Below are 21,598 nucleotides of genomic sequence, written 5' to 3'. Positions count from 1 at the left end.
CGTGTCTTTTTACTTGCTTTATTGATTTTATTTGCCGCAACCTCAATTGCCGTTGCTATATAGCGCTCCTGGCTTGTGAATTTACGTTTCTAAATGCTGAAAGTCTTGGCTGGTGGGCGCTGCCCATCCTACAAAATATCTCCGCACCCTACTCATTTATTCGGTGCGTTACGCTTCGCTAACGCACCCTACACAAGGCTACGCAAGGCGATATAAATTCGTATACTCCGTTATCATTTCTTCGTCCGATAATCCTTGACCCGCTTGTTGAGGAGTCCAGAATAGGTAGAAGGTCATTAAATAGTCCGATCGCATCGCCGCTAATTTCGCGATCGCATCTTTTAATTCATCCGTCGAACGAATCGCACCAAATAACGGTTTATCCTCCGCCGTACCTAACAGTAGTGTTACCACAACATAGGCCCCAATCTCTTCATCTAACGTTGCGACCGGACGAGTTTTTACTTCACCCTCAACATTACTCAATGTCTCTCGAGAGAACTTACTCCGTTCCTCAAAACAACGCTGTTGAAAGGTCGTTTCTGCGGTATCAATATTCGTCGATTCCGAACTCGATACTGCATACGTCCAAACATCGGAATTGCGCTGCAAAATTAACAGCGATTCTTGCAACAATTCCCATCGTCCTTCCGGCGTGCCGGTATCTACACTCAAGCTTAACTGCGACAGTTCTTCTTGAATGGTGCTATCGGTAACGAGCAGAGCAACTTGAAGTTTAGACAGGGTAACAGTGTCGTTATCGCGTTCTTTTTCTATAGCCGTAACAGCACCATTGCCCTTCCCTGTTCCCATTTTCTTAAACAGGAAATATAGCAGTAGGAAGAGCGGAATACTGATTCCGAGTAGGGCGAACAATATAATAATGCGATCGCGCCCTGAAGTATCGTTGATGTAAACCTCATTACTCGTCGTCGGAGTCCCCCGCACGTCCCCCCCATTGGAACTCGGAACGCTATAGGTGCGATACTCTACTGATTCCCGAGAGGGAGGATAATAGGTAGAACTCGCAGGAGGCGCATACACAGGGGGTTGAGAAGGAGCATAAACCGGCGCGCGATAAGTGGAAGAGGGTTGAGTGCGCTGAGGAGTAACGGTTCTGGGAACAACTATCGGCGGGCGATAGGTTGAAGGTGCTGTGCGCTCGCGTTGATTGCTTCGGGAGCGAGAAGGACTTGAATCTCTTTTTGGTGAAGGGGAACTGCTGCGACTCGAACTTGAAGAAGATTTACTCGAAGAAGAACTGCTGCGACTCGAACTCGAAGGGGAGGAGCGAAAAGAACCACCGCCGCTCGTACCCCCGCTTTTCTTGGCTTGGGCTTGGGTTTGTAGCTGGAAGTTGGCGTTATCGACGGGAAACGATAAATCTACGGCATTCAAGACCGCCAGAGAGCATAAAGTGGCAAAAATGTATCGAATTTTAACTTTATTTAACATATAAACTGAGACCCGAAAATTGAGCTTCCTAATGCTGTTCTACACCAACAATCGGCTAATTTTCGGATCTCGTTCTAAAGCTTCAAAGTTGCGTCTATTCGGGTAAGTCGAGGTCGAGTGCGCGCGAACCGCCGCGTTGAAGTTCAATCAGGAGTTCCCCGAGTTGTTTCCAAATCAGAAAGCTCGTAAACACAGTCAGCACAAAGGACGCACCGACAGCCAACCAACTCGGCAAACCAAAAATAGATAAACCCGAGCCGAGAAATAGCCAAGTCCCGATGATAATACCGATAAATGGCAGGATGACCGAGGTTCCTTGCATTTTGGATAAAAGATTGCTGGTGCGATCTTTTTGCCATTCTAATAGGCCTTGTTTGAGGGCGGCTTCAAAGGTTACGCCGCACGTCATACCGATGAATAAGCCAACGCCTAAGAGACCAAAGAGAGGTTCGGGAAATGGGTACACAGTGGATAATTGATAATGGTTAATTGATAATGAATCGTTAATAGTGGATAGTTATTAGTAAGGAGTTGGAAGTCAATCGATTGTTTTCAATTCACTTTTATCCTAACCCTCTACTATTCACGACTAACTAAGTAGGGCGGGCATAAATCACCTTAACTTGAAGAGGGCGGGTTTTGACTGATGAATTTACATCATAGCAAGGGTCTTAGCTAAACCCGCCCCTACGAATTCGATCGCACTTTTTTTACACTCTCCTACTTATTCACTATGCACTATTTGCTGCTTAAGGCGCTCAGAGCAACGTCAAATAAGCGAGCGGGTTGAATCTCATCTTTAACCAGATGCCACAAACGCCCAACTTCTTCGGTGTGCAAGCGATCGCCTTCTGTCAGTGCTAACAGGAGTTGATTGCGAAGGTACAATCCTTCTTTAGACAAAAGGTATTGTAAACCGAGTTGGGCAGTGGGCAACAGATCGAAGTTGCCACCCGATCGCGCAATCCCTAACATATTTTCCAAGCGCTGCCATTGGAATTTACCATCTTTAAACAGCACTTCCAACAAGCGGCTGCGCATGGCGGGCGATTCGCCTTTTAATAGGCGTTGCGCGACGTAGGGATAAGCGATTTCGACAATCTTAAAGTTTGGATCCAGAGAAAGGGCTAAACCTTCTTGGGTGACGAGGGAGCGAATAATTAAAGAAAACTTCGCCGGTACGCGGAACGGATAATCGAACATCAACTCAGAAAACTCATCGGTGATGGTTTTGAAGTTGAAGTTACCGACGCTTTCATCCATCGCTTTCCCTAACACTTTCTCGAGGGCAGGAATAATCGGTTCGATTTCCGTGCCGGGGGCTAAAAAGCCTAGCGTTATAAAGTCGTCGGCGAGGGCGTAGTAGTCTTTATTAATTAAATGAACGACCGAAGCGGCGAGGGTTTCTTTGGTTCGTTCGTCCAACTGATCCATCATTCCGAAATCGATAAATGCCATGCGTCCGTCTAAGGTGGCAAACAGGTTTCCGGGATGGGGATCGGCGTGGAAAAAGCCAAATTCGAGCAGTTGTCGCAGTCCGGAAACGACACCAATTTCAACAATGGCGTTGGGGTCGAAACCGAGGGCGCGAATATTTTCGGTGTCGTTGAGTTTGTAACCGTTAATCCATTCCAGCGTCAGGACGCGGGAACTGGCGTAGCGCCAATAAATGGCGGGAACTTTAACGGTGGGATCGTCTTGGAAGTTGGCGGCAAAGCGTTCGGCATTGCGCCCTTCGTTGAGGTAGTCGATCTCTTCAAATAGTTTTGTACCGAATTCATCGACAATTAAGGTGAGGTCGTGACCCATGTTTAGGGGCAACCAAGGAGCCATCCAACCGGCAGCCCAGCGCATTAAGTACAGATCTCGGCTGATGACGGGGAGTAAGTTGGGGCGCTGCACTTTAACGGCGACTTCTTCGCCGGTATGCAGGAAGGCGCGATAGACTTGTCCGAGACTGGCAGCGGCGACGGGGTGAGGGGAAATTTCCCGATATAGTTCTTCAATCGATCGCCCGAGTTCGCGTTCGATAATGTTAAAGGCGATCGCGGTGTCGAAAGGCGGCAGTCTATCTTGAAGTTTGATTAATTCTTCTAAATAATCTTTGCGAACCAAGTCCGGTCGGGTGGAGAGGGCTTGACCGACTTTAATAAAGGTCGGCCCCAAACGGGTGAGGGTATGTCGTAACTCAGAAGCGCGTTTGAGTTTATTTTTCTCGCTTTGGTGGAACCAGTCATCTAGCACCATCCGCAAGAGGAATCCGCCCAGAAACCAAAGAATTTTAAATACTCGCGCGATCGCTTCCCACGGGCGGCGACGATAGTATCGCGCGATCCAATCAGCGTCGTATTTTTTAGGTTGTTGCATTTTGTTACGGGTTGTTCTCCCCTCCACTCCAGGAGGAAATGGCTAACTTTCGAGCGCTCTAGGTTCTAGTACCTAGTTCGATCTCATTTTGTTTTTAGCGTTTTTTAAGCAGTTGTATACAGAACTACATGATTCTTCATTATCATTGTACGCTATTAATACGGACAAGAACAGCGAGCGAAGATACTCGTTTTCGAGGAGAACCGCGAGGGAGGAGGTTCGCACTCCCAAAATTTTTGAAAAAGTTATCGTAAAAAATCATTAGTTTATGGCTACCGCGTTAATTACAGGTGCTTCATCGGGGATTGGGGAGACTTACGCTCGGGTGCTGGCCGAGCGCAAGCTGGATTTGGTGTTGGTGGCGCGATCTCGCGATACACTGGAAGCCTTAGCAGGGGAACTGCGCGATCGCCACGGCGTGAGAGTTGAGGTTATTGCTAAAGATTTGACGCAAGCGGATGCGGTTCCCGAAGTCGTGGCAGCGGTGACAGAAGCAGGCGTTGCGATCGACACTTTAATCAACAATGCTGGATTCGGCGATTACGGACCATTTACTGAAAACTCCCGCGACAAGCAGCTAAAAATGATTCAACTCAACATTCTGGCGTTGGTGGATTTGACTTATCATTTCCTTCCTCCGATGCAGCAGCGCGGTTCCGGACAAATTATCAATATTTCTTCGATCGCTGGCTTTCAACCCATACCTTACCTCGCCATTTACAGCGCCAGTAAAGCTTTTGTCCTCCACTTTAGCGAGGCACTCTGGGGAGAGAATCGCAACACGGGCGTAAAAATCCTCGCGGTTTGTCCCGGGCCGACGAAAACGAAGTTTTTTGAGGTTGCAGGCTTTAATCCGTTCAAAAACGCCCAAGAAGCCAACAAGCAATCGCTCTCGCCGGAAGTCGTGGTGCGTCAAAGCTTGGAAGCGCTGGAGCGCGGCGATTGTACGCTAGTTCCGGGGGAAATGTCCAATCAATTCGTTGCGAACATTTCTCGCTTTTTACCGCGCTGGGCTGTGGTACGCGCGATCGAGCAGCAATTTCGTCCCCACTCTTAGGCTCGTTAATCGCTCGACGGGTTCCTCAATCTACAAATTGGAGGGGTTTTCCGTTGGTTCTCTAGTTGGCTTGGTTTTCTTCGTCTTAGCTCGGAATTAATCCATCTGTTGGATAGTTGCAAAATTCTGAGATAGTCTGGATGGATAAGCATTGCGATTTGCGCAAAGCCAAACGAGAGCAAACTCCGTAGACTAATGAAATTAGTTCAACGCACCTCCAATACTCTGACGATGCGCTATGTTCCTTGGGGAACATGGTTAGCGCTGAGTTACTTAACGCTCAAGTTTTTGGCGCTTCTCAGCTTTTTTGCGCTCAAAGGTTCTCCCAATCAAGACGATCCACGGATCGCAATCCTGAGTATCATTTTGCTCGTCATCCTCGCAGGATTATTAACCGGCGCGATCGCACTGGAAGGAAGAATTAGAACCCTACGGCTGAATAAAATCACGGGGAAATTAAGGTTCGAGCAACGCACTTTATGGGGGAAAAAACTCGTGGAGTATCCCTTGAAAAAAGTTGCCGATGTCATTGTGATGGATCGAGTTCTCTTCCAGCCCCATCGAGTCATCATTCTACTGTCCCAAGGGAAACAGGACTTCTCGAATATGTCGCTCTTATCCAAGCTGATGTTAATTCGGGGCAGTCTGTTATTTTTGCATCCGATGTTTGGACTGTCTCTGCGTTGGTTTGAGTGTAAGCGCTGTGCCAAGGAAATTCGCGACTTTCTAGATTTACCCTCGAAGTCGCAACAGAATTCTTGACAGTCTCCGCCCTAGAAGTGCGGGGATTCTTCATTGCTAGACCCAACTGGAAAGGATCCTGTTAACTCCAACTCGTGTAGAGGTCGAATCTCCTGAAGCGATCGCCGAGAGAAAACGACCTGCGTGAAAAATCGATATCCTAGGAAAGAGCGTTTGTCGAGAAGTAAGTATGGCACGAGAGGGAGAGATTACGATCGCGGTTATCGGCGATATTCACGATCGATGGGATGAGGGAGATGGCGCGGCGCTACAGCATTTAGGAGTCGATCTCGCGCTGTTTGTGGGCGATTTTGGCAATGAGTCGGTGGAGGTGGTGCGGCAGGTTGCGGCGACTCCAGTGCCGTTTGCCGCGATCGCGGGAAATCATGATGCGTGGTACAGTGCCTCGCCTTGGGGAATCAAGCGCGCCCCCTACAATCGCAAGAAAGAGGATCGCGTCCAACAGCAGTTAGATTTATTAGGAGATGCTCACGTTGGCTTCAGCTATCGCGATTTTCCGGAGTTGGGACTGTCGGTGGTGGGGAGTCGCCCGTTTAGTTGGGGCGGTCAGGAATGGAAGAATGAGAAGTTTTATCGCGAGCGCTACAGTATCAGTAGTTTTACGGAATCAACGGAGAGAATTGTTGCTGCCGCTCGAGAAGCAGCTTGCGACACGATCGTTTTTCTGGGTCATAATGGCCCGTTCGGATTAGGCGATCGCGCCGAGGATATTTGCGGGAAAGATTGGTTTCCGGAAGGGGGCGATTTCGGCGATCCGGATTTTGCTGATGCGATCTCGAAAGTCCGCGCTGGGGGGCGGCGCATTCCGTTAGTGACCTTCGGCCATATGCACCACAGTTTGCGCCACACAAAAGAGCGATCGCGGGTTGCAGTTTGTACGCCGCCGGATGGAACGGTGTACTACAATGCAGCCGTCGTTCCCCGCACCGAACAATCGAGCGATCGCACTTGGCGCAACTTTTCGTTGGTATCTCTGCAAGCAGGCGAAGTTAAGCGCATCGATCTCGTGTGGGCGGATGAAACCGGCGCGGTTGCGTCCCGCAAAACCCTCTACACCTGTGAAAATTAAACCAACACTTGCTATGATAGGAGCTATTGGAGAGGTGGCAGAGTGGTCGATTGCGCTCGACTTGAAATCGAGTGACTCGAAAGAGTCCGTGGGTTCAAATCCCACCCTCTCCGTTTTTATAGCGATCGAGCTAAAAATATACTGATAAAAATATACTGAACGGTGGGTTTGAGAGACGTATCAATATGAATAGTGCTATTGCAGTCTCCCTCTCGCCTCCAGAAATCCCATGCTCGACACTTCTACAAATGCTAATTCTTATTCCCGACGTGCGGACTGGTTGAGTGCTGTCGGACAACACAGTCAGTTCGCGATCGCGCTACTGGATTCCGCTACGCTAGCCGTTCGGGAAGCTAACGCTGCTTTTACCGAGGTGATGGGAACGCCAACAGTAGAGGGAAGGCGATTGTGCGATCTCTTCGTCGATTTTGACGAAGCAATGCAAGAACGACTCTATCACCGCCATTTGCTGCGCCCGATCCTGCGAGATATTTACCAGCTAGAAGGGGGCGATTGGCAGTTTCTCGACGAACCGATTGTGGTAGCGGTGCGTGGTTCTCAGGTGCGTTATGTGGAATTTTGGTTGCGATCGCAGGATCTCAAAGTCGAACGCATCGATCCGGATCTCGATGAATTCGTCGATATCGATTTCGCGCAATGGCTGAGCGAAGAAACGATTTCATCGCAGTTTTGGGAAGAAAAAATTCGCTGGTCGAATTACCGCGTTACGGGACAATTGCTGTGGGAAGGGTTGGATATTACAGCGCGCGAGCAAGTTCAACGCTTGATGGCGTGGGCGATCGCGCAAAATTCCTTCGTCGAACCCCAGGCGTTTGCTAAACTGGGCGAACAGTTGCGATCGCTGTTTCGCGCTTCCGGACACCTGCTTGTCAGTGTCAGCGACAATCGCGCGCGTATTCTCTTCGATTGGCAGGGCGAGTTACAAGAAGATGAAACGCTGCCGTTAGATATTTTAGAAGGTTCTCACTTCCGCCGCGCCGCCGAATCTCACCGCATTTGGAACGTGCCGAACCTCGAGCGCGATTGCCCGACAGAACTCGAAGAATTACTGCTGGAAGCGGGCGTTCGTTCCCTCCTCATTATTCCCCTCTGGCGGGAATCAATACACAACGAACAGGATTTGTCAAGTCTTTGGTTGGGTTGTATTGCAGTGGTTAGCGATCGCGCCGATCGCTTCGATCGCCTCGATGCCGATCGCGCTCAAAGCCTCGTTCCCGCCTTAAAAGTGCCGTTCCGCCGCACCGCCCCAGAATCCTTTGCACGGATTCATCCCGCCTTGGAGGGGCGTTTTCTCCAGGAAGCCGAGCGCCGCAGTTTCGGACTATCCCCGGAACCGATTATTTGTAGCGATGTTTATCCGCTTTATGCAGCCCTGCGGATGGGCGATTTCGAGCGCGATCGCGATTTAGCGATTCGAGCGGATCTCCTGAAGCAGTTTAGCCTTGCGCTGGGGGTTGTAGAAGCCGCGATGCTAGAACCTCAAGCCGGATTTATCGGACAACTCGCGATCGACTTGCAACTGTATGCCGATCGCTTGTCCCGGGAGATGAAAACCGAAGATGAGATCGGCGCGCTCGATTATCTCAAACAGCATTTCGAGGTTTATTGCGACTATTTTCGTCAGTGCAGCGCCCAAACCGCAAGCGCCCTGGAAGCTTACGAAGCAGCTTGCGCTAACGAACATCGTTCCGTCATGCAAGGACGCGATCGCTACGATCGCAGCGCCGAAGCGATTCAAGAGCGCTTGCGCCTGACTTGGGAACAACATCAACTCAAAATGCAAGAAATTTTGCCTCATTACTGCCATTTAGAGCAAGAAAACGGCATTTCTGCGCAACTTTATATCGGTGCTTCTATTCAGGCTCGATTTTCTCTCTTTCACCTCCACAGCTTGCGCTACGAACACCTGCGCGCAATTTGCAACTGCGCCCGAGCCGCGATGGAAATACGCGATCGCCTCGATATTCCCTTAGAAGTCTCTCACCTCGTTCTCGTACAAAATACGACTTTGGATCTGGTTTATGACGAGAAAAGCCAGAAAATGGTGGAAATTCGCGACTTAGCCGGTAGCAGTACCAAACTTCGGGAAACGCGATCGGAAATCATCAAAAAGCACATCGATCGCGCCAAAGATACAAAAGAAAATCTGCCGATCGCGCGTCCTGGAATGTTAACCCTCGTTTACTCAACTCCCGACGAGTGGACGGAATACCATCAGTATTTGCGCTATTTAGTCCGGGAAGGCTCGATAGGCTGCAAAATTGATTCTGGTAGCGTCGAATCCCTGCAAGGAATTACCGGCTTAAAATACGCTCGCGTTCCCGTGCTGCCAGCAGACAGTTCCGGGGTAAAAGAAGAATAGAATTAACCGTACAGATCGAGTTTCCGCGCACGCCGGTCTCGCTCCGGAGTCACGATTCGGTACGTTAGACTTGAGGTAGAAATTCCCAGAGCAAGAGTGTCTATGACTGTTTATAACAATGTGCTGAGTCAAGTTAAAAATCTGACTTTCTCAGACAAGCTACGGCTGCTCGAAGAGTTAAAAACGCTGGTCAACATTTCGAGAGAAGCTGAAGAAGACTCCGAAACCCTAACGACTGAAGAACTGGCAGCTAGTGAAGCTGCATGGCAAGATTATTTAGCCGGTCGCGATCGCGGTATTTCTTCCCAAGAACTTAAGCAAAGGTTGTTTGGAGAAAAACGTGGCTGATTATATCCTGCTTAAAAAGGCTCAAAGATATCTTGAAAGGATGTATCGAATTCTTAACAATAATTGGTTCTTGTGGGGATGCGTATAAGTAGGGGCAAGGAAGAGCGCGCACTAATTTTTACCGCTATATAGCATTTTTCAAATAGATGAGGTACAAAAATTGCAATAGATGGGTAGGGGCGAATAGCATTCGCCCGCGCGGTGTACCTCACGCCAACGAAAAATGCTAGATAAGGCTTTCAGTTCTTTTTGACCTAGATTTCGGCTAAAGTCCCGTTAATGCGAGGGCATTCTATTAGGATGCCTGTTGGGATCGGCAGAGATCGGCGTAAGATGGGAGAGCGACTGTTGACTGTTGACTGACGACTGACAACTGAAATGACGATGCAGCCCCCCAATTCTGCCCCTTCCAATCCCGAACCCCCATCCAACGCATCGACGAATAGCGAACAAGACGGGCAAAAAGACGATCGCGACATTCCCCTCGAACTTGCGGCTTTTGGCAAAGGCATTCGTCAGAGTAATCGCATAGTTCCGCAAACCAAGATTGGAAAGATAGCGATAGATTCGGGAGAGGTTTCTCGAGCGTGGCTGACAATCATTGCGATCGCGATTATGATTGTGGGCCTATTCCTCAATAATACTTGGATCGGGCTTTCAGGGGCTATTGTTGCCCTGTTACTCTCTCTGCGCGAAATTTTGCCCGCCCTGCGCGATTGGCTGGGTCAATTTTTTACCCCCCACGAACGGCAGACCTTATTTGCTTTAATTACAGCAGCGATCGCGAGCGTTGGTTTGCTCAAATTTCTCGGTCTTTATCGCTTCGTCAGTTATTGGCTTACCCAAATTAAATGGGATGAATTTGGCTCTTGGGCGGAATGGTTTGGCGCGCTCGGACAAATCATGATTGCGTTGCTCGCCGTTTACGTCGCTTGGGAACAGTACGTCATCTCCAAAGATCTCACCATTCGTCAAAACGCGATTACCCAGCAACAAACCATCGATGCTTACTTCCAAGGCATCTCCGAACTCGCCCTCGATGAAGAAGGATTGCTCGAAGATTTGCCCCAAGAACGCGCCTTTGCTGAAGGACGAACTGCCGCTATTTTAGGCAGCGTCGATGCGGCTGGAAAAGCGAAAATTCTGCGCTTTTTGTCCCAATCGCGGCTTCTAACTCCCCTTAAACGAGATTGGCAACTGGGACGACCGATTTCTGACGGTGTGGGGGGTTATCAAGAAGACCGCGAAAACGGCGTGCGCGTGATTGAGTTGGGCGTAATGCTGGCGGGGGCAGACTTGTCGGAAACGGACTTGCGCTGGTCGGATTTGAGCGATGCGAATTTTGTGCGCGCTAACTTCAGCGGTTGCGATTTAGTCAAGGCGAATTTTGCACGCAGCATTCTTTATGAAGCAAATTTAATCGGCGTGGATTTTAAGAGCGTTCGCCTATTTTATGGAAGGTTGGAAACTGCCAGTCCCCGCAGTCGCCTCCATCGCCCCGACTACGAAACAGGTGCTTATACCGGAGCAGTGGTGGAAAAAGCCGACTTCACTAACCTACAGCGATTGAATGAGGAACAGCGCTGCTATCTATGCGCTTGGGGCGGAGAAGAAACGCGAGCCACGATTCCGGGAGGATGTGGAGATATTCCTAATCGGTTGGGAAGATGAATTTTAAATAATGAATAGTGAATAATGAATGATGAATGATGAGTTATGAGTTATGAATTGTGAATGATTGAATGGGAATTATGAAATTCAGAGTTCGCAATCGATCGCTCAGCACTCAGTAACTTAGCATTCATTATTCACTATTCATTATTCATAATTCACTATTCATTATTCATAATTTCTACAAACACATTAAGGTCTCGCGAGTATTGCGCTTAGTAGTGGGATTAGTTCCGCTGGCAACTTCGCACAACATATCGATTTCATCTTGACGCAGCAGCACGTCAGTAAAATCGGCTCCCTCAATGCTTGCACCTTTGAACATGGCATTCATGGCAAATGCTCCTTCGAGGATGGCGTTTTTAAAGTTAGTGCGAGTGAGGCGAGTCGAACCGAGGGTGGCGTTGCGCAGATTAGCGCCCTCAAAGTTCGCTCCAGAGAGGTTGGAGGAGAAGAAACTGACTTCTTCTAAATTAGAATTGCTGAAGTCGCTCTCGCGCAGATTAGCGTGAGCAAAACTCGAATCGCTCAAGTCTCGATTAGAAAAATCCGCACCAATCATGGTGACGTTATCGTAATCTGTGGCGAGGGCGGACGGCGCGATCGCGCTCCAAACGAAAATTCCGAGTACAATTGAGGCAACGACGTGCAGTAAACGTTTTGAGATTGAGAGGAACGGCTGATTCTTCATCAGTATTGCTTGAGTCTGAACCTTATTAATCTTGATTTTACCTGACGGCGAGCTACAAACGTTCTCTACTAGAGAGTTTGTGAAAACCGAACCGATAGGACGGATTTTACGGCACGCGATCGCGCTGCTTCGGTTCGTATCTTTGGTTAGACTAACAGAAGATTGAAATTCATAAATTTTGTTAAGGATATCGCGATGAATGGCAATATTCGTGCTGGGAGCCTCTTCGGGATTCCCTTTTATGTGAATTTTTCATGGTTTTTAGTGTTAGGTTTGGTCACGTGGGAATTCGGTCAAGACTTAGCGCAGATTTTACCAATGGCGGGTTTGCTACCCTGGGTATTAGGCTTAATGGCAGCGCTGTTGCTGTTCGCCTCGGTTTTAGCCCACGAACTCGGTCACAGTTTAGTAGCATTGCGCCAGGGGATTGAAGTCAAATCAATTACTCTGTTTATCTTTGGCGGGTTGGCAATGTTGGGGCAAGAGTCGAAAACGCCCTGGCAATCTTTCTCAGTTGCGATCGCGGGGCCGGTCGTCAGTCTGATATTATTCGGATTGTTGAGTGCAGTCGGAATTTACGTTCCCCTTCCTGACGCGATCGCTCCTATCGTCGGGCTGCTGGCTCAAATTAACTTAGTCCTCGCCCTGTTTAACCTCCTCCCCGGACTGCCTCTCGATGGCGGTAATGTTCTTAAGTCCTTGGTGTGGAAAGTGACGGGCAATCCCAACAAAGGAATCCTTGCAGCGAGTCGCGTCGGTCAATTTTTGGGCGTTGTCGCTGTTATTCTCGGCGGACTTTCGATTCTAGGGATTAGTAGTTACGGAAGCGTTTGGACGCTACTCATCGGTTTCTTTTTGCTACAAAATGCAGGCGTTTCTGCACAAACCGCGATCGCTCAAGATAAATTAGACGGGTTTACCGCAGAAGATGCCGTTATTCCCAACAGTCCTTTAGTTTCCGAAAGTTTGAACTTACGCGAGTTTGCTAACAATTACGTTATCGGGCAAACGCGCTGGCAAAAATTCCTGGTGACGAACGAAGCAGGACAATGGGTAGGTACGATTTCTGCCGACGACCTCAAACCGATTGCAACTTCCGATTGGACGGTAACTCGCGTTAGCGAAGTCGCAAAATCTTTAGAGGCGGATGTTGATTCCGTGCGAGCCGATTTATCCCTACTCGAGGCGATTAAGTTGCTCGAATCCAAGCAGTTAAAACAGTTGCCTGTCGTTCGCGAAGATGGTGCAGTTCTCGGACTCCTCGAAAGGGCTTCTATCTTAAAGTTGTTGCAAACCAAAAAACCGGCAGCGCTGACTTAATACCGCTCTAATTTCGATATTTCGATGAATTTTTTTGAGGGACGTTGGCAGCAACGTCCCTTTTTTAATGTTTAAAGAAAGTGGATGTACTCGCACTTGAAGATGCGTTGAAAATCTTCAATTGTGCTTATGCTATAGCGTTTTTCCTTTGCGTGAGTTACAGTTCCGAAAATCAAATCGGTAGGGGCGCGGATTTCGAGGTCGCCTCGAAATTAAACGCCGCTCCGTAGGGGCGAATGGTATTCGCCCGCTGGGTGTACCTCATCCACGTGAAAACTGCTATACCTTTAGGTTTGTGTGCAAGCGATGATTAGCGAGATAAGATGAGTGAGAGAACGTTCCAATTTTTTTGGAAAATTCGCTCTTCTCCGAATATTCACGCAAAAAACTCAATATGGCTGCAAAAACGAAGGCCTCAACCGCGATCGATCCCAAACTTAAAATCCGCCTTTTGCTGAGTTTATGGGACTTAGGCGGCATGGATAAAGAGGTTAAGCAAAGCGAACTGACCAATCGCGTCAAACTGAGTAAAGAGTCTAACAGTGTTTATCAAAAAGTCTATGACGAATTGGAGAAAAAAGGCGCGATCGCAGTATCAAAAAAAGGGCGGTCTGTCAACGTCTCTTTAATGCCCCAAGGACTAGAAATGTTGAAATCCGGTCTGATTAGCGCCGATTTTCAATACCGTCCGCAACAGCGCGTCAGAACGAAAGATTTCAACGCTTTACTTAACTGGATTAAGCATTTAGAGAGTAGCGCGCCCGCATCAGCAGTAGCAGAAAAAATTGCATTTCAGCCCGAGCAAATTTCTTCTCTCGAGGAATTTAAAAAAGTGGCATTGGAAGTCTACGAGCGATTGAATCGAGATTACAATTTAGACAATCTCGTTCCTATTTATCGGATTCGGCGCGAAATTAGCGATCGCGTTTCTCGCACCAAATTTAATGAATGGCTGCTGGAAATGCAAGCCATAGATCTAATTCAATTAATCGGCGGCGAAGTCACCGATATTACCCCAGATCGCGCTGAAGACTCTATTACCACAAAACTGGGAGCATTGCGCTACTACGTTCAACGTCTGAACGCTTAATTGATTTTTTGACCTCTTTTCTGTTCTCACTCACTCACACAACTCTAACCATGACATCTTCCCCTCAAAGTATCGACGAAGCACTCCGCGATCGCAATCCCTTCGCCAAACCGCCCTACGTCAACGCCAAAGACATTTGGGGGCAGGACTTTTTTGATGTTGAAAGTGTCAACGCTCATGCGTCCGATGCTGTTTTTCAAGCCTTAAAACAAATTCGAGACGGACTATATTCTACCACTTCAATTGCGATTACCGCTCAAGACGGAACCGGAAAAACACATATCATTAGTCGCATCCGCCATCAACTCCAAAGTGAGAACGGCGGACTTTTTGTTTATGCTAATAAATATAGCAATCTCATTAATATTAAGCATAGCTTTCAACAGATATTAGCAGAAAGTTTGGGGCAAATTGGTCATCAAGGCGTGACGCAATGGCAAGAACTAGCCACAGCAATGACGAATCACATTTTGAATCACAAGAATCCCAATACGACTGCTTATTCTGTTACCGATTTGCTCGAAAAGTTCAAAACTTCCGAGCCGAATCAAGCGAATCAATGGATTGAAAGATTATCGGGATTATATTGCAATCTTAAAGCCATTGAAGACCCCGATATTGTTCGCGCCGTATTTTTAACGTTAAGTCCTGAAGCTTCCTATGCGGTGAAGTGGCTGAAGGGTCAAGAACTCTCACAAGCCAAAGCTGCCGAACTGCAATTACCGACTCAAAATCAAAGCTTTGAAGCCGTCTTACAAATTTTGGATTTAATCTCAGAATATCAGGAATTAGTTATCTGCTTCGATGAACTAGATCAACCAAATGCTCAGGACGAGGAGATCGGCTTACATTTGAGCCAAATTATTGCTTGTTTAGTTAAAGACTTGCTTCAAAATCTCAACCGAGGGGTAATTCTCACAGTGATGATGCCCGCTCAATGGACAAATAAAATTAAGCAGTTGCCCAACCAGATTCATAATAAAGTTTCTGCTCAAGGCGAGCCATTAAAGCTATCTTACATCGACCGTAATTCAGTTATCGGCTTTGTAACGCTGTGGCTGAAAAAGTATTACGAACGAGAAAACTTAACGCCTTCAAGTCCCCTTTATCCATTTGAAGAAAAAGAGTTGCTCAGTTTAGCAGATGACAAGCCAACGGTTCGAGAATTATTAAAATGGTGTCGCGTTAACTGCGATCCGAAGAAGCAAAAAGCCGATCCAGTTGAAACAGCTTTTATCGCCGAACTCGACCTAGATTTTGACAGTATTATAGACGATAATAATTTACTTGCCGATGCGCTCTACTTTGGCTTCAAAACCTTAATTGGAAAAACAATAGAAAGAATTATCGTAACCGAAGTAACCGATGGCGTTTTCCCAAAAGGCGGGCGAGATTCTTACCTCAATTTTAAGATTTTGGGTAAGGAAGGCGATAAAAATGTCAGTATTGGCGTGTCGGTTCTTCAGTATGCGGGAAGAAAAGCATTAGGAGCGGGTCTGCGACGGCTAATTGATTATGAACAATTCGAGCTAACGCGGGGTTGTTTAGTTCGTTCAAAAGCTAAAAAAATAACGACTTATCTCGAACAGAAATATTTAGAGCCTTTAATTCGCCAGCAAGGGGGAGAATTTGTCGAATTGAAGGAAGCAGAAATCAAACCTCTCCTGGCGATTCGTGCCGTTCATAATAAACGAGAAGTCGATTACGGACTCAGCGAAGAGCAAATCGAGACTTTTATTGCGGAAAAAGGAGCAGAACTTATGTTAGGGGAAAGCAATCCGCTCTTGCAGGAAATTCTTAGCGATCCTTCCTACGATGTCCCCACCGATTTAATTGAAGATGAACCCATTTTGGTCGCAGAATCCATTCGAGATGATTTCTCAATATCCGATGACAACGATTTAGATAACACGCTCAATGACCTCCGGAATCAATTTAATATTCCGCGCAATTAAGCTGTAACAGACTTGCCTAAAAATGTATGTATTCAAATTCCATCGAACTGGCACTCCGTATCCCCGCCCCCGCTCTTGAAGCATTAATTCAAGGCAGAATTATTGTTGCAATGGTGGCAAAATCGCTCGATGTTGGAAGCGTATTTGCGCTTTATCCGGACGTATTGCCAGCGCTGTTTTCTTCCCCCGAAGAACTGTATCGCTACAGTTTTCTGCCTGTTGCGCGAGCGAACGCCGATACCTCTTCAATAGTTACGATTAGAGCCTGGGCAAAGTGCGAGTTTTGTCTGGTTGTCGATGAATCGGATGCTTTAAAAACGCTTTCGCGGCTAACAATTTGGAAGGTAGAAGCCTTCAAAAAAATCCTTTCGCAAAAGCCTTATCTTTTTCTCGCTGGCTTGCGCGTTTGTGAGCTTCCTGAAACACTTGAAATTTCCGCTCGTTCGGGCGGGAATTTTGTTGCACTCCCTCATCCGTTGAAAATACCGGCTACAACTCCTGTAATTAGCGATCGCGTTTTTTCTCAACGCCGCAATTCCATAGAAAATCGTCTTCCTCCCCCATACCCAGAATTAGAATATTTGCAAGCCAATCTTGCCGTCTTAAGTCCCCGAAATTCTGCTGCTGAAAGTTTGAATGAAAAGATAAAAACGTTTTTGGGGTGGCGATACGATGCTTCAAAAAAAACTTTACCGCCCCCCGATCTGGATTGGGTTAAAAAAATTGCAGCCCTCGGAAACCGCAGTCGGGAACTAGATGAAGGCAAAAGCAATTATCAAGCAGGAACAGACTTTGAGAATGTTGTCAAGCAAAGTTTGGAGTTTTTAGGCTTTAAAATTGACCCTTCTCATCGCGGTGGCGCGGGAGGTTTAGATGTATTCTGCTCGCAACCTTACCCCTTGATTTGCGAGTGTAAAGCCGGTCGAAAAATCCCCCATACAACAGCCATTCAGCTTCTCACTTTAGGGAAGTTACGCTTAAAAAGTAAGGCAGAATTTGAAGAGGCATCGAAACTGATTATCGGCCCCGGAACTCCAACCAAACAGTTAAATGAAACAGCGATAAAAGAAGGTATGGCTATTTTAAACCCAGAAACGCTAGAAAAGTTAGTCGCGCTCCAAGCAAATTATCCCAATTCCGTCGATCTCTTTCAGCTAAAAACTGCTTTGCAAGCGGGAGATTCTAACGCTAGCATCACACAATTTATTGAAGAAATTAAAGCCACAATTGCGCTGCGATCGCACGTTCTCCGAGTTTTAAGAACTTACTTGGAAAATTCGGGACGTTCTCGGGCAAGTGTCGATGCGCTCAGTGGTGCTTACCACACGCCCGACGCTCCTCAACCTTTATCGGAGCAAGAATTGCATGAAATTTTAGTGGAGCTTTCTTCACCGCTTGCGGGTTATGCGGGACGGATTAAGGGGGAGAGTTGGCGGCGCGATCGCTTCTATTTTTTAAGGGAATTATAGGGGTATCCGGACAGCCATCGCTCGCCTCAGATGGTAGTATTTGCGTTAAAGGCGCGATCGCATATCTCCCCATCGGGCAATTGCAGTTATGATAAAGTCATCGTTACCAATCTTCCGGGGGCTAGAGTATGAATTTTATTAACCCCAAAACTGATTTTGCCTTCAAAAAAATCTTTGGATCCGAGCAGAGTAAAGATATCCTGATTAGTTTCCTCAACAGTATTCTGTCTGAAAACCGACCCGCCATTCAAGACCTCGAAATTCTCGATCCTTACCAAGCGCCGCGAATTCGGGGCGTTAAGGATACTTATTTAGATATCAAAGCGGTATTGAGCGACAATACGACAGTCATTATTGAAATGCAAGTCTTGAATGTAGAGGGTTTTGAGAAACGAATTCTCTATAATGCTGCCAAATCCTACTCCATTCAACTCGATCTTGGCGAAGGATATACGCTCTTAAATCCCGTTATCGCTCTAACAATTACGGATTTTGAGATGTTTCCCGAAATTTCTCGCCCTATTTCTAGATTCGTTCTCAAAGAAAGAGATTATCTTGTCGATTATATCAGCGACGATCTCGAACTCGTCTTTGTTGAATTGCCTAAGTTTAATCTCGAACTAGACCAGCTAAGCACTTTATCCGATAAATGGCTTTATTTCATCAAAAATGCTCGATTATTGCACGAAATTCCTGCCAATCTGCAAGAGGTTCCAGAACTCGAAAAAGCCTTTGAAATTGCCGATCGCGTAAATTTAAGCCGGGAGGAATTAGAAGATTTGGAAAAACGCGAAATTTATATCCACGATCAACGCAATATCATCAAAAAAGCCTTGCAACAAGGCTTAGAACAAGGCTTAGAACAGGGACGAGAAGAAGGACGGCGGAGTTCTCAAATCGCGATCGCACGGCAGCTAATCGGCATCCTTGATAAGGAGATAATTAGCCAAACGACTGGATTGAGCGTTGAAGAAATTCGCAGCCTTCTGAATCCAGAAACCTGAACTTAAAACCTTCCGGGAAAGCGCGCGATCGCGCTAAAATCCCATCACCTTCGCAACTTCTTCCAACTTAGCCGTAATGCCCGAATAAACGGTATTCTGCGAATGCTCGATCGCGCAACCGGGATCCTTCAACCCATTCCCCGTCAGCACGCAAACGATCTTCGCTCCTTCCGGAACCCGTTCCTTCACTTTCAACAACCCCGCCACCGATGCAGCGCTTGCCGGTTCGCAAAATACGCCTTCTCGCGCCGCTAACAAGCGGTAAGCTTCCAAAATCTCTTCGTCCGTAACCGCCTCAAATTCACCCTGCGAAGCTTCCCGAACCGCAAGAGCTTTTTCCCAGTTTGCCGGGTTGCCGATGCGAATTGCCGTTGCTAGCGTCTGCGGTGAAGTCACGGCGGCCCCAGCCACAATCGGCGCAGAACCCGCTGCCTGAAAGCCCATCATGCGCGGCAATTGGCGGCACTTTCCGATCTCTTGGTATTGACAAAAACCCATCCAATATGCTGTGATATTCCCCGCATTCCCAACGGGAATACAAAGCCAGTCGGGAGCATCCCCCAAAGTATCGACGATTTCAAAAGCCGCCGTTTTCTGCCCTTCCAAACGGTAAGGATTGATTGAATTAACTAAAGTTACGGGATAACTCTCTGCCATGCCCCGCACAATTGTCATGCAGTCGTCGAAATTCCCGTCAATGGTGATGACTTCCGCACCGTACACCAAAGACTGAGCCAATTTCCCCAAAGCGACGTAGCCTTCGGGCAAGATCACAAAACAGCGCATCCCCGCACGACGCGCGTAAGCAGCGGCGGCGGCGGAAGTGTTGCCGGTACTGGCACAAATAACGGCTTTCGCCCCCGCTTCTTTGGCTTTAGTAATCGCCATCGTCATGCCCCGATCCTTGAAGCTGCCGGTGGGGTTGAGTCCGTCGTACTTCACCCAGACTTGTGCGTTGCGTCCGATCGCCTCAGCAATTGCCGGAACCGGAATTAGGGGCGTATTCCCTTCCAGCAAGGTGACGACGGGCGTAGAGTCGCTCACCGGCAGAAAGGCTCGATAGGCTTCAATTAAACCCGGCCATTGGCTGAAAGACTGAGTTGCAGGTTGGGAGTCAGGGCGAGAAAGAGTCACTATTATTTATTGCAAAACCGAGCGTTAAAAGAAGGGGAATAGCGATTCTCAAAGGGCTGGGATGCGAAGTGCGATCGAAACAATGAAACATTCATTGTGCCGCTTGTATTGAAACGCTATTAATTTTGGCGCGCTGCACCGGTAATCATATCAGATTCCCGATCCCGGAAATTCAGCGATGCTTCAAAATTTGTGAAATGCTGCTCTCTCGATACGCATTTTTAATTTTGAAGTCCCCCACGCGCTTAGCCCTCAATTGCCAGACGAGTGCGTCCGGAGCCATCTCCCTTCTTGAAGTTGTCTTCGCCCCGCTTGTTCGGTTTGCGACTGCCGCCCGAACGAGTATTGCGCTTGATCGGTTTTTGGAAATCGGCAGCAGGAACTTCCCAATCGGTCTTCATCCAATTCGGACAAGAGCGATCGTAGACCATTTGCAGCGCGGCGGCGGCAATGGCTTGGGGATCGCATTCAGCGCTGAGTTCTTTCACCGTAGACAAGAAGGAAGCCATGCGTTCGCCCGCTAGTGCTTCTTTAACTTGGGTTTTCAGTTTCTCGAGACGGCGAGCTTCAACTTCGGCGCGAGTCGGAATCTGGGAAATTTCCAGCGATTGACGCAGGCGACGTTCGATCCGCTTGAGCAGGTGGCGATCCATCGGCTGAATCAGCGCAATTGCCGTGCCGGTTTTTCCGGCGCGTCCGGTGCGTCCGATGCGGTGAATGTAAGTTTCCGTATTATCCGGCAGGTCGAAGTTGATGACGTGGCTCAAATCTTCGACATCTAATCCTCGCGCGGCGATATCGGTGGCGACGACGATGCGAACTTGACCGCTCCGCATCCGTTGGACGAGGCGTTCCCGCTGTCCTTGGCTCAAGTCGCCGTGGTATTCATCGACGCTATGACCGGCCGCTTGCAGTTTGCTGGTGAGTTCGGCGGCGCTGCGCTTGGTGCGAACGAAAATGAGGGCAGCTTCCGGCTCTTCGAGTTCGAGGATCGGTTGCAGGGCTTTAATTTTTGTCCAACTGCGCGGAATGATGTAGGCTCGCTGTTCGATGCGAGTCGGCGCAACTTGGGGCTGCTTGACGGTTAGGGCGATAGGATCGCGCATGAAGCGATCGATCAGGTCGCGGATTTCGCGCGGCATGGTGGCGGAGAAGCAAGCGGTATTGCGCGCTTCTGGTGTTTGGCGCAAAATCTTTTTCACGTCGTCAATGAAGCCCATGCTCAGCATTTCGTCTGCTTCGTCGAGAACGACCCAACGAACGGAGGCAATGTCTAGATCTTTGCGATCTAGAAGATCGATGACGCGCCCGGGCGTGCCGACAACGATTTGTACGCCCCGTCGCAAGCTGCGAATTTGCCGCTCGATCGATTGACCGCCGCAGACGGTAAGGACGTAGAGGTTGCGATCGCCGGAAAAGTCTTCGATCGCTTGGGCGACTTGTTGAGCGAGTTCTCGTGTCGGCGTGAGAATCAGGGCTTGAACCGCGCGATCCCGAACGTCAATCTGTTCGATGATGGGGAGCGAGTAAGCCGCCGTTTTGCCCGTCCCAGTTTGGGATTGACCCACGACATCGCGACTGCCGAGCAGTTGGGGAATGGCTTGGGTTTGAATTTCGGTCGGGGTGCTGAAGCCTAGTTCCTCGAGTCGCGCGAGGCAGCCCTCGGATAATCCTAGGTCTTGGAAAGAAATGGTCATAATTGCGATTTGCTGTTACTTGTGTATAGTTTAAAAAACTTAACCCGATTTGAAAAGGGATTTGAGTTACAATGTAGGATTTTTCTGACTCTATCTCCGTTCGGCAATCGGGTGTTAGCTTGCAGA

Annotated in this window: 17 protein-coding genes and 1 tRNA gene; 12 read left to right on the top strand and 6 right to left on the bottom strand. The window is 48.2% G+C overall.

Features of this window, described 5'->3' with window-relative positions; genetic code table 11:
• Nucleotides 1-198: 198 nt before the first annotated feature.
• From H6G50_RS13685 to H6G50_RS13675, 3 genes are all read right to left on the bottom strand, one after another.
• Nucleotides 199-1,455, bottom strand: coding sequence for a DUF1517 domain-containing protein (locus H6G50_RS13685; RefSeq protein WP_190717136.1), 1,257 nt, complete (start codon nt 1,453-1,455; stop codon nt 199-201).
• Nucleotides 1,456-1,549: 94 nt separating this feature from the next.
• Nucleotides 1,550-1,921: a hypothetical protein gene (locus H6G50_RS13680; protein WP_190717135.1), complete on the bottom strand. Its 372-nt coding sequence runs from the start codon at nt 1,919-1,921 to the stop codon at nt 1,550-1,552.
• Nucleotides 1,922-2,193: 272 nt separating this feature from the next.
• Nucleotides 2,194-3,822 carry an AarF/ABC1/UbiB kinase family protein gene (locus tag H6G50_RS13675; RefSeq protein WP_190717133.1) on the bottom strand — a complete coding sequence of 543 codons (1,629 nt, stop codon included), beginning with the start codon at nt 3,820-3,822 and terminating at the stop codon, nt 2,194-2,196.
• 268 nt (nt 3,823-4,090) lie between these two features.
• On the opposite strand from H6G50_RS13675, the gene H6G50_RS13670 reads away from it, so the two are divergent.
• The 7 genes from H6G50_RS13670 (at nt 4,091) to H6G50_RS13640 (ending at nt 11,112) form a co-directional block, all read left to right on the top strand.
• Entirely contained in the window at nt 4,091-4,879 is a 789-nt protein-coding gene (locus H6G50_RS13670; protein ID WP_190717131.1) for an SDR family oxidoreductase, read from the top strand.
• Between the two features lie 195 nt (nt 4,880-5,074).
• Complete coding sequence (locus H6G50_RS13665; RefSeq protein WP_190717128.1) at nt 5,075-5,641, top strand: hypothetical protein; 567 nt, start codon at nt 5,075-5,077, stop codon at nt 5,639-5,641.
• A 169-nt stretch (nt 5,642-5,810) separates the two neighbouring features.
• The gene (locus H6G50_RS13660) at nt 5,811-6,710 is read left to right on the top strand and encodes a TIGR04168 family protein (protein ID WP_190717127.1); all 900 of its coding nucleotides are present in this window, start codon (nt 5,811-5,813) and stop codon (nt 6,708-6,710) included.
• A gap of 28 nt (nt 6,711-6,738) precedes the next feature.
• A tRNA-Ser gene (locus tag H6G50_RS13655) sits at nt 6,739-6,823 on the top strand.
• A gap of 116 nt (nt 6,824-6,939) precedes the next feature.
• Entirely contained in the window at nt 6,940-9,093 is a 2,154-nt protein-coding gene (locus H6G50_RS13650) for a GAF domain-containing protein (protein WP_190717125.1), read from the top strand.
• Between the two features lie 102 nt (nt 9,094-9,195).
• Complete coding sequence (locus H6G50_RS13645) at nt 9,196-9,441, top strand: hypothetical protein (protein WP_190717123.1); 246 nt, start codon at nt 9,196-9,198, stop codon at nt 9,439-9,441.
• 378 nt (nt 9,442-9,819) lie between these two features.
• Nucleotides 9,820-11,112, top strand: coding sequence for a pentapeptide repeat-containing protein (locus H6G50_RS13640; RefSeq protein ID WP_242032824.1), 1,293 nt, complete (start codon nt 9,820-9,822; stop codon nt 11,110-11,112).
• A 181-nt stretch (nt 11,113-11,293) separates the two neighbouring features.
• On the opposite strand, the gene H6G50_RS13635 is transcribed toward H6G50_RS13640, so the two are convergent.
• Nucleotides 11,294-11,803 (bottom strand): pentapeptide repeat-containing protein, encoded by a 510-nt coding sequence (locus tag H6G50_RS13635; protein ID WP_190717121.1) that lies wholly within the window; start codon nt 11,801-11,803, stop codon nt 11,294-11,296.
• Between the two features lie 195 nt (nt 11,804-11,998).
• Here H6G50_RS13635 and H6G50_RS13630 point away from each other — a divergent pair, with 195 nt between their 5' ends.
• The 5 genes from H6G50_RS13630 to H6G50_RS13610 all read left to right on the top strand — a co-directional run bounded on the left by H6G50_RS13630 (nt 11,999) and on the right by H6G50_RS13610 (nt 18,641).
• A complete protein-coding gene (locus tag H6G50_RS13630) occupies nt 11,999-13,123 on the top strand; it encodes a site-2 protease family protein (RefSeq protein ID WP_190717119.1) in 1,125 nt (374 codons plus the stop codon).
• A 394-nt stretch (nt 13,124-13,517) separates the two neighbouring features.
• A complete protein-coding gene (locus tag H6G50_RS13625) occupies nt 13,518-14,213 on the top strand; it encodes a hypothetical protein (RefSeq protein ID WP_190717117.1) in 696 nt (231 codons plus the stop codon).
• 50 nt (nt 14,214-14,263) lie between these two features.
• Complete coding sequence (locus tag H6G50_RS13620; protein WP_190717115.1) at nt 14,264-16,168, top strand: P-loop NTPase fold protein; 1,905 nt, start codon at nt 14,264-14,266, stop codon at nt 16,166-16,168.
• Nucleotides 16,169-16,194: 26 nt separating this feature from the next.
• Nucleotides 16,195-17,637, top strand: a complete 1,443-nt coding sequence (locus H6G50_RS13615; protein WP_190717114.1) for a DUF1802 family protein — start codon at nt 16,195-16,197, stop codon at nt 17,635-17,637.
• A gap of 128 nt (nt 17,638-17,765) precedes the next feature.
• Complete coding sequence (locus H6G50_RS13610; RefSeq protein ID WP_190717112.1) at nt 17,766-18,641, top strand: Rpn family recombination-promoting nuclease/putative transposase; 876 nt, start codon at nt 17,766-17,768, stop codon at nt 18,639-18,641.
• 33 nt (nt 18,642-18,674) lie between these two features.
• Here H6G50_RS13610 and thrC read toward each other — a convergent pair whose 3' ends face one another.
• Together thrC and H6G50_RS13600 are read right to left on the bottom strand one after the other, a co-directional pair.
• A complete protein-coding gene (gene thrC, locus H6G50_RS13605) occupies nt 18,675-19,775 on the bottom strand; it encodes a threonine synthase (protein WP_347239933.1) in 1,101 nt (366 codons plus the stop codon).
• A 245-nt stretch (nt 19,776-20,020) separates the two neighbouring features.
• A complete protein-coding gene (locus tag H6G50_RS13600; RefSeq protein WP_190717110.1) occupies nt 20,021-21,472 on the bottom strand; it encodes a DEAD/DEAH box helicase in 1,452 nt (483 codons plus the stop codon).
• Between the last annotated feature and the right edge of the window lie 126 nt (nt 21,473-21,598).

Source organism: Oscillatoria sp. FACHB-1406 (assembly GCF_014698145.1).
Taxonomy (GTDB): Bacteria; Cyanobacteriota; Cyanobacteriia; order Cyanobacteriales; family Spirulinaceae; genus FACHB-1406.
Note: the sequence above shows the minus strand (reverse complement) of the source record. Positions and strands in the feature narration are given on the sequence as shown.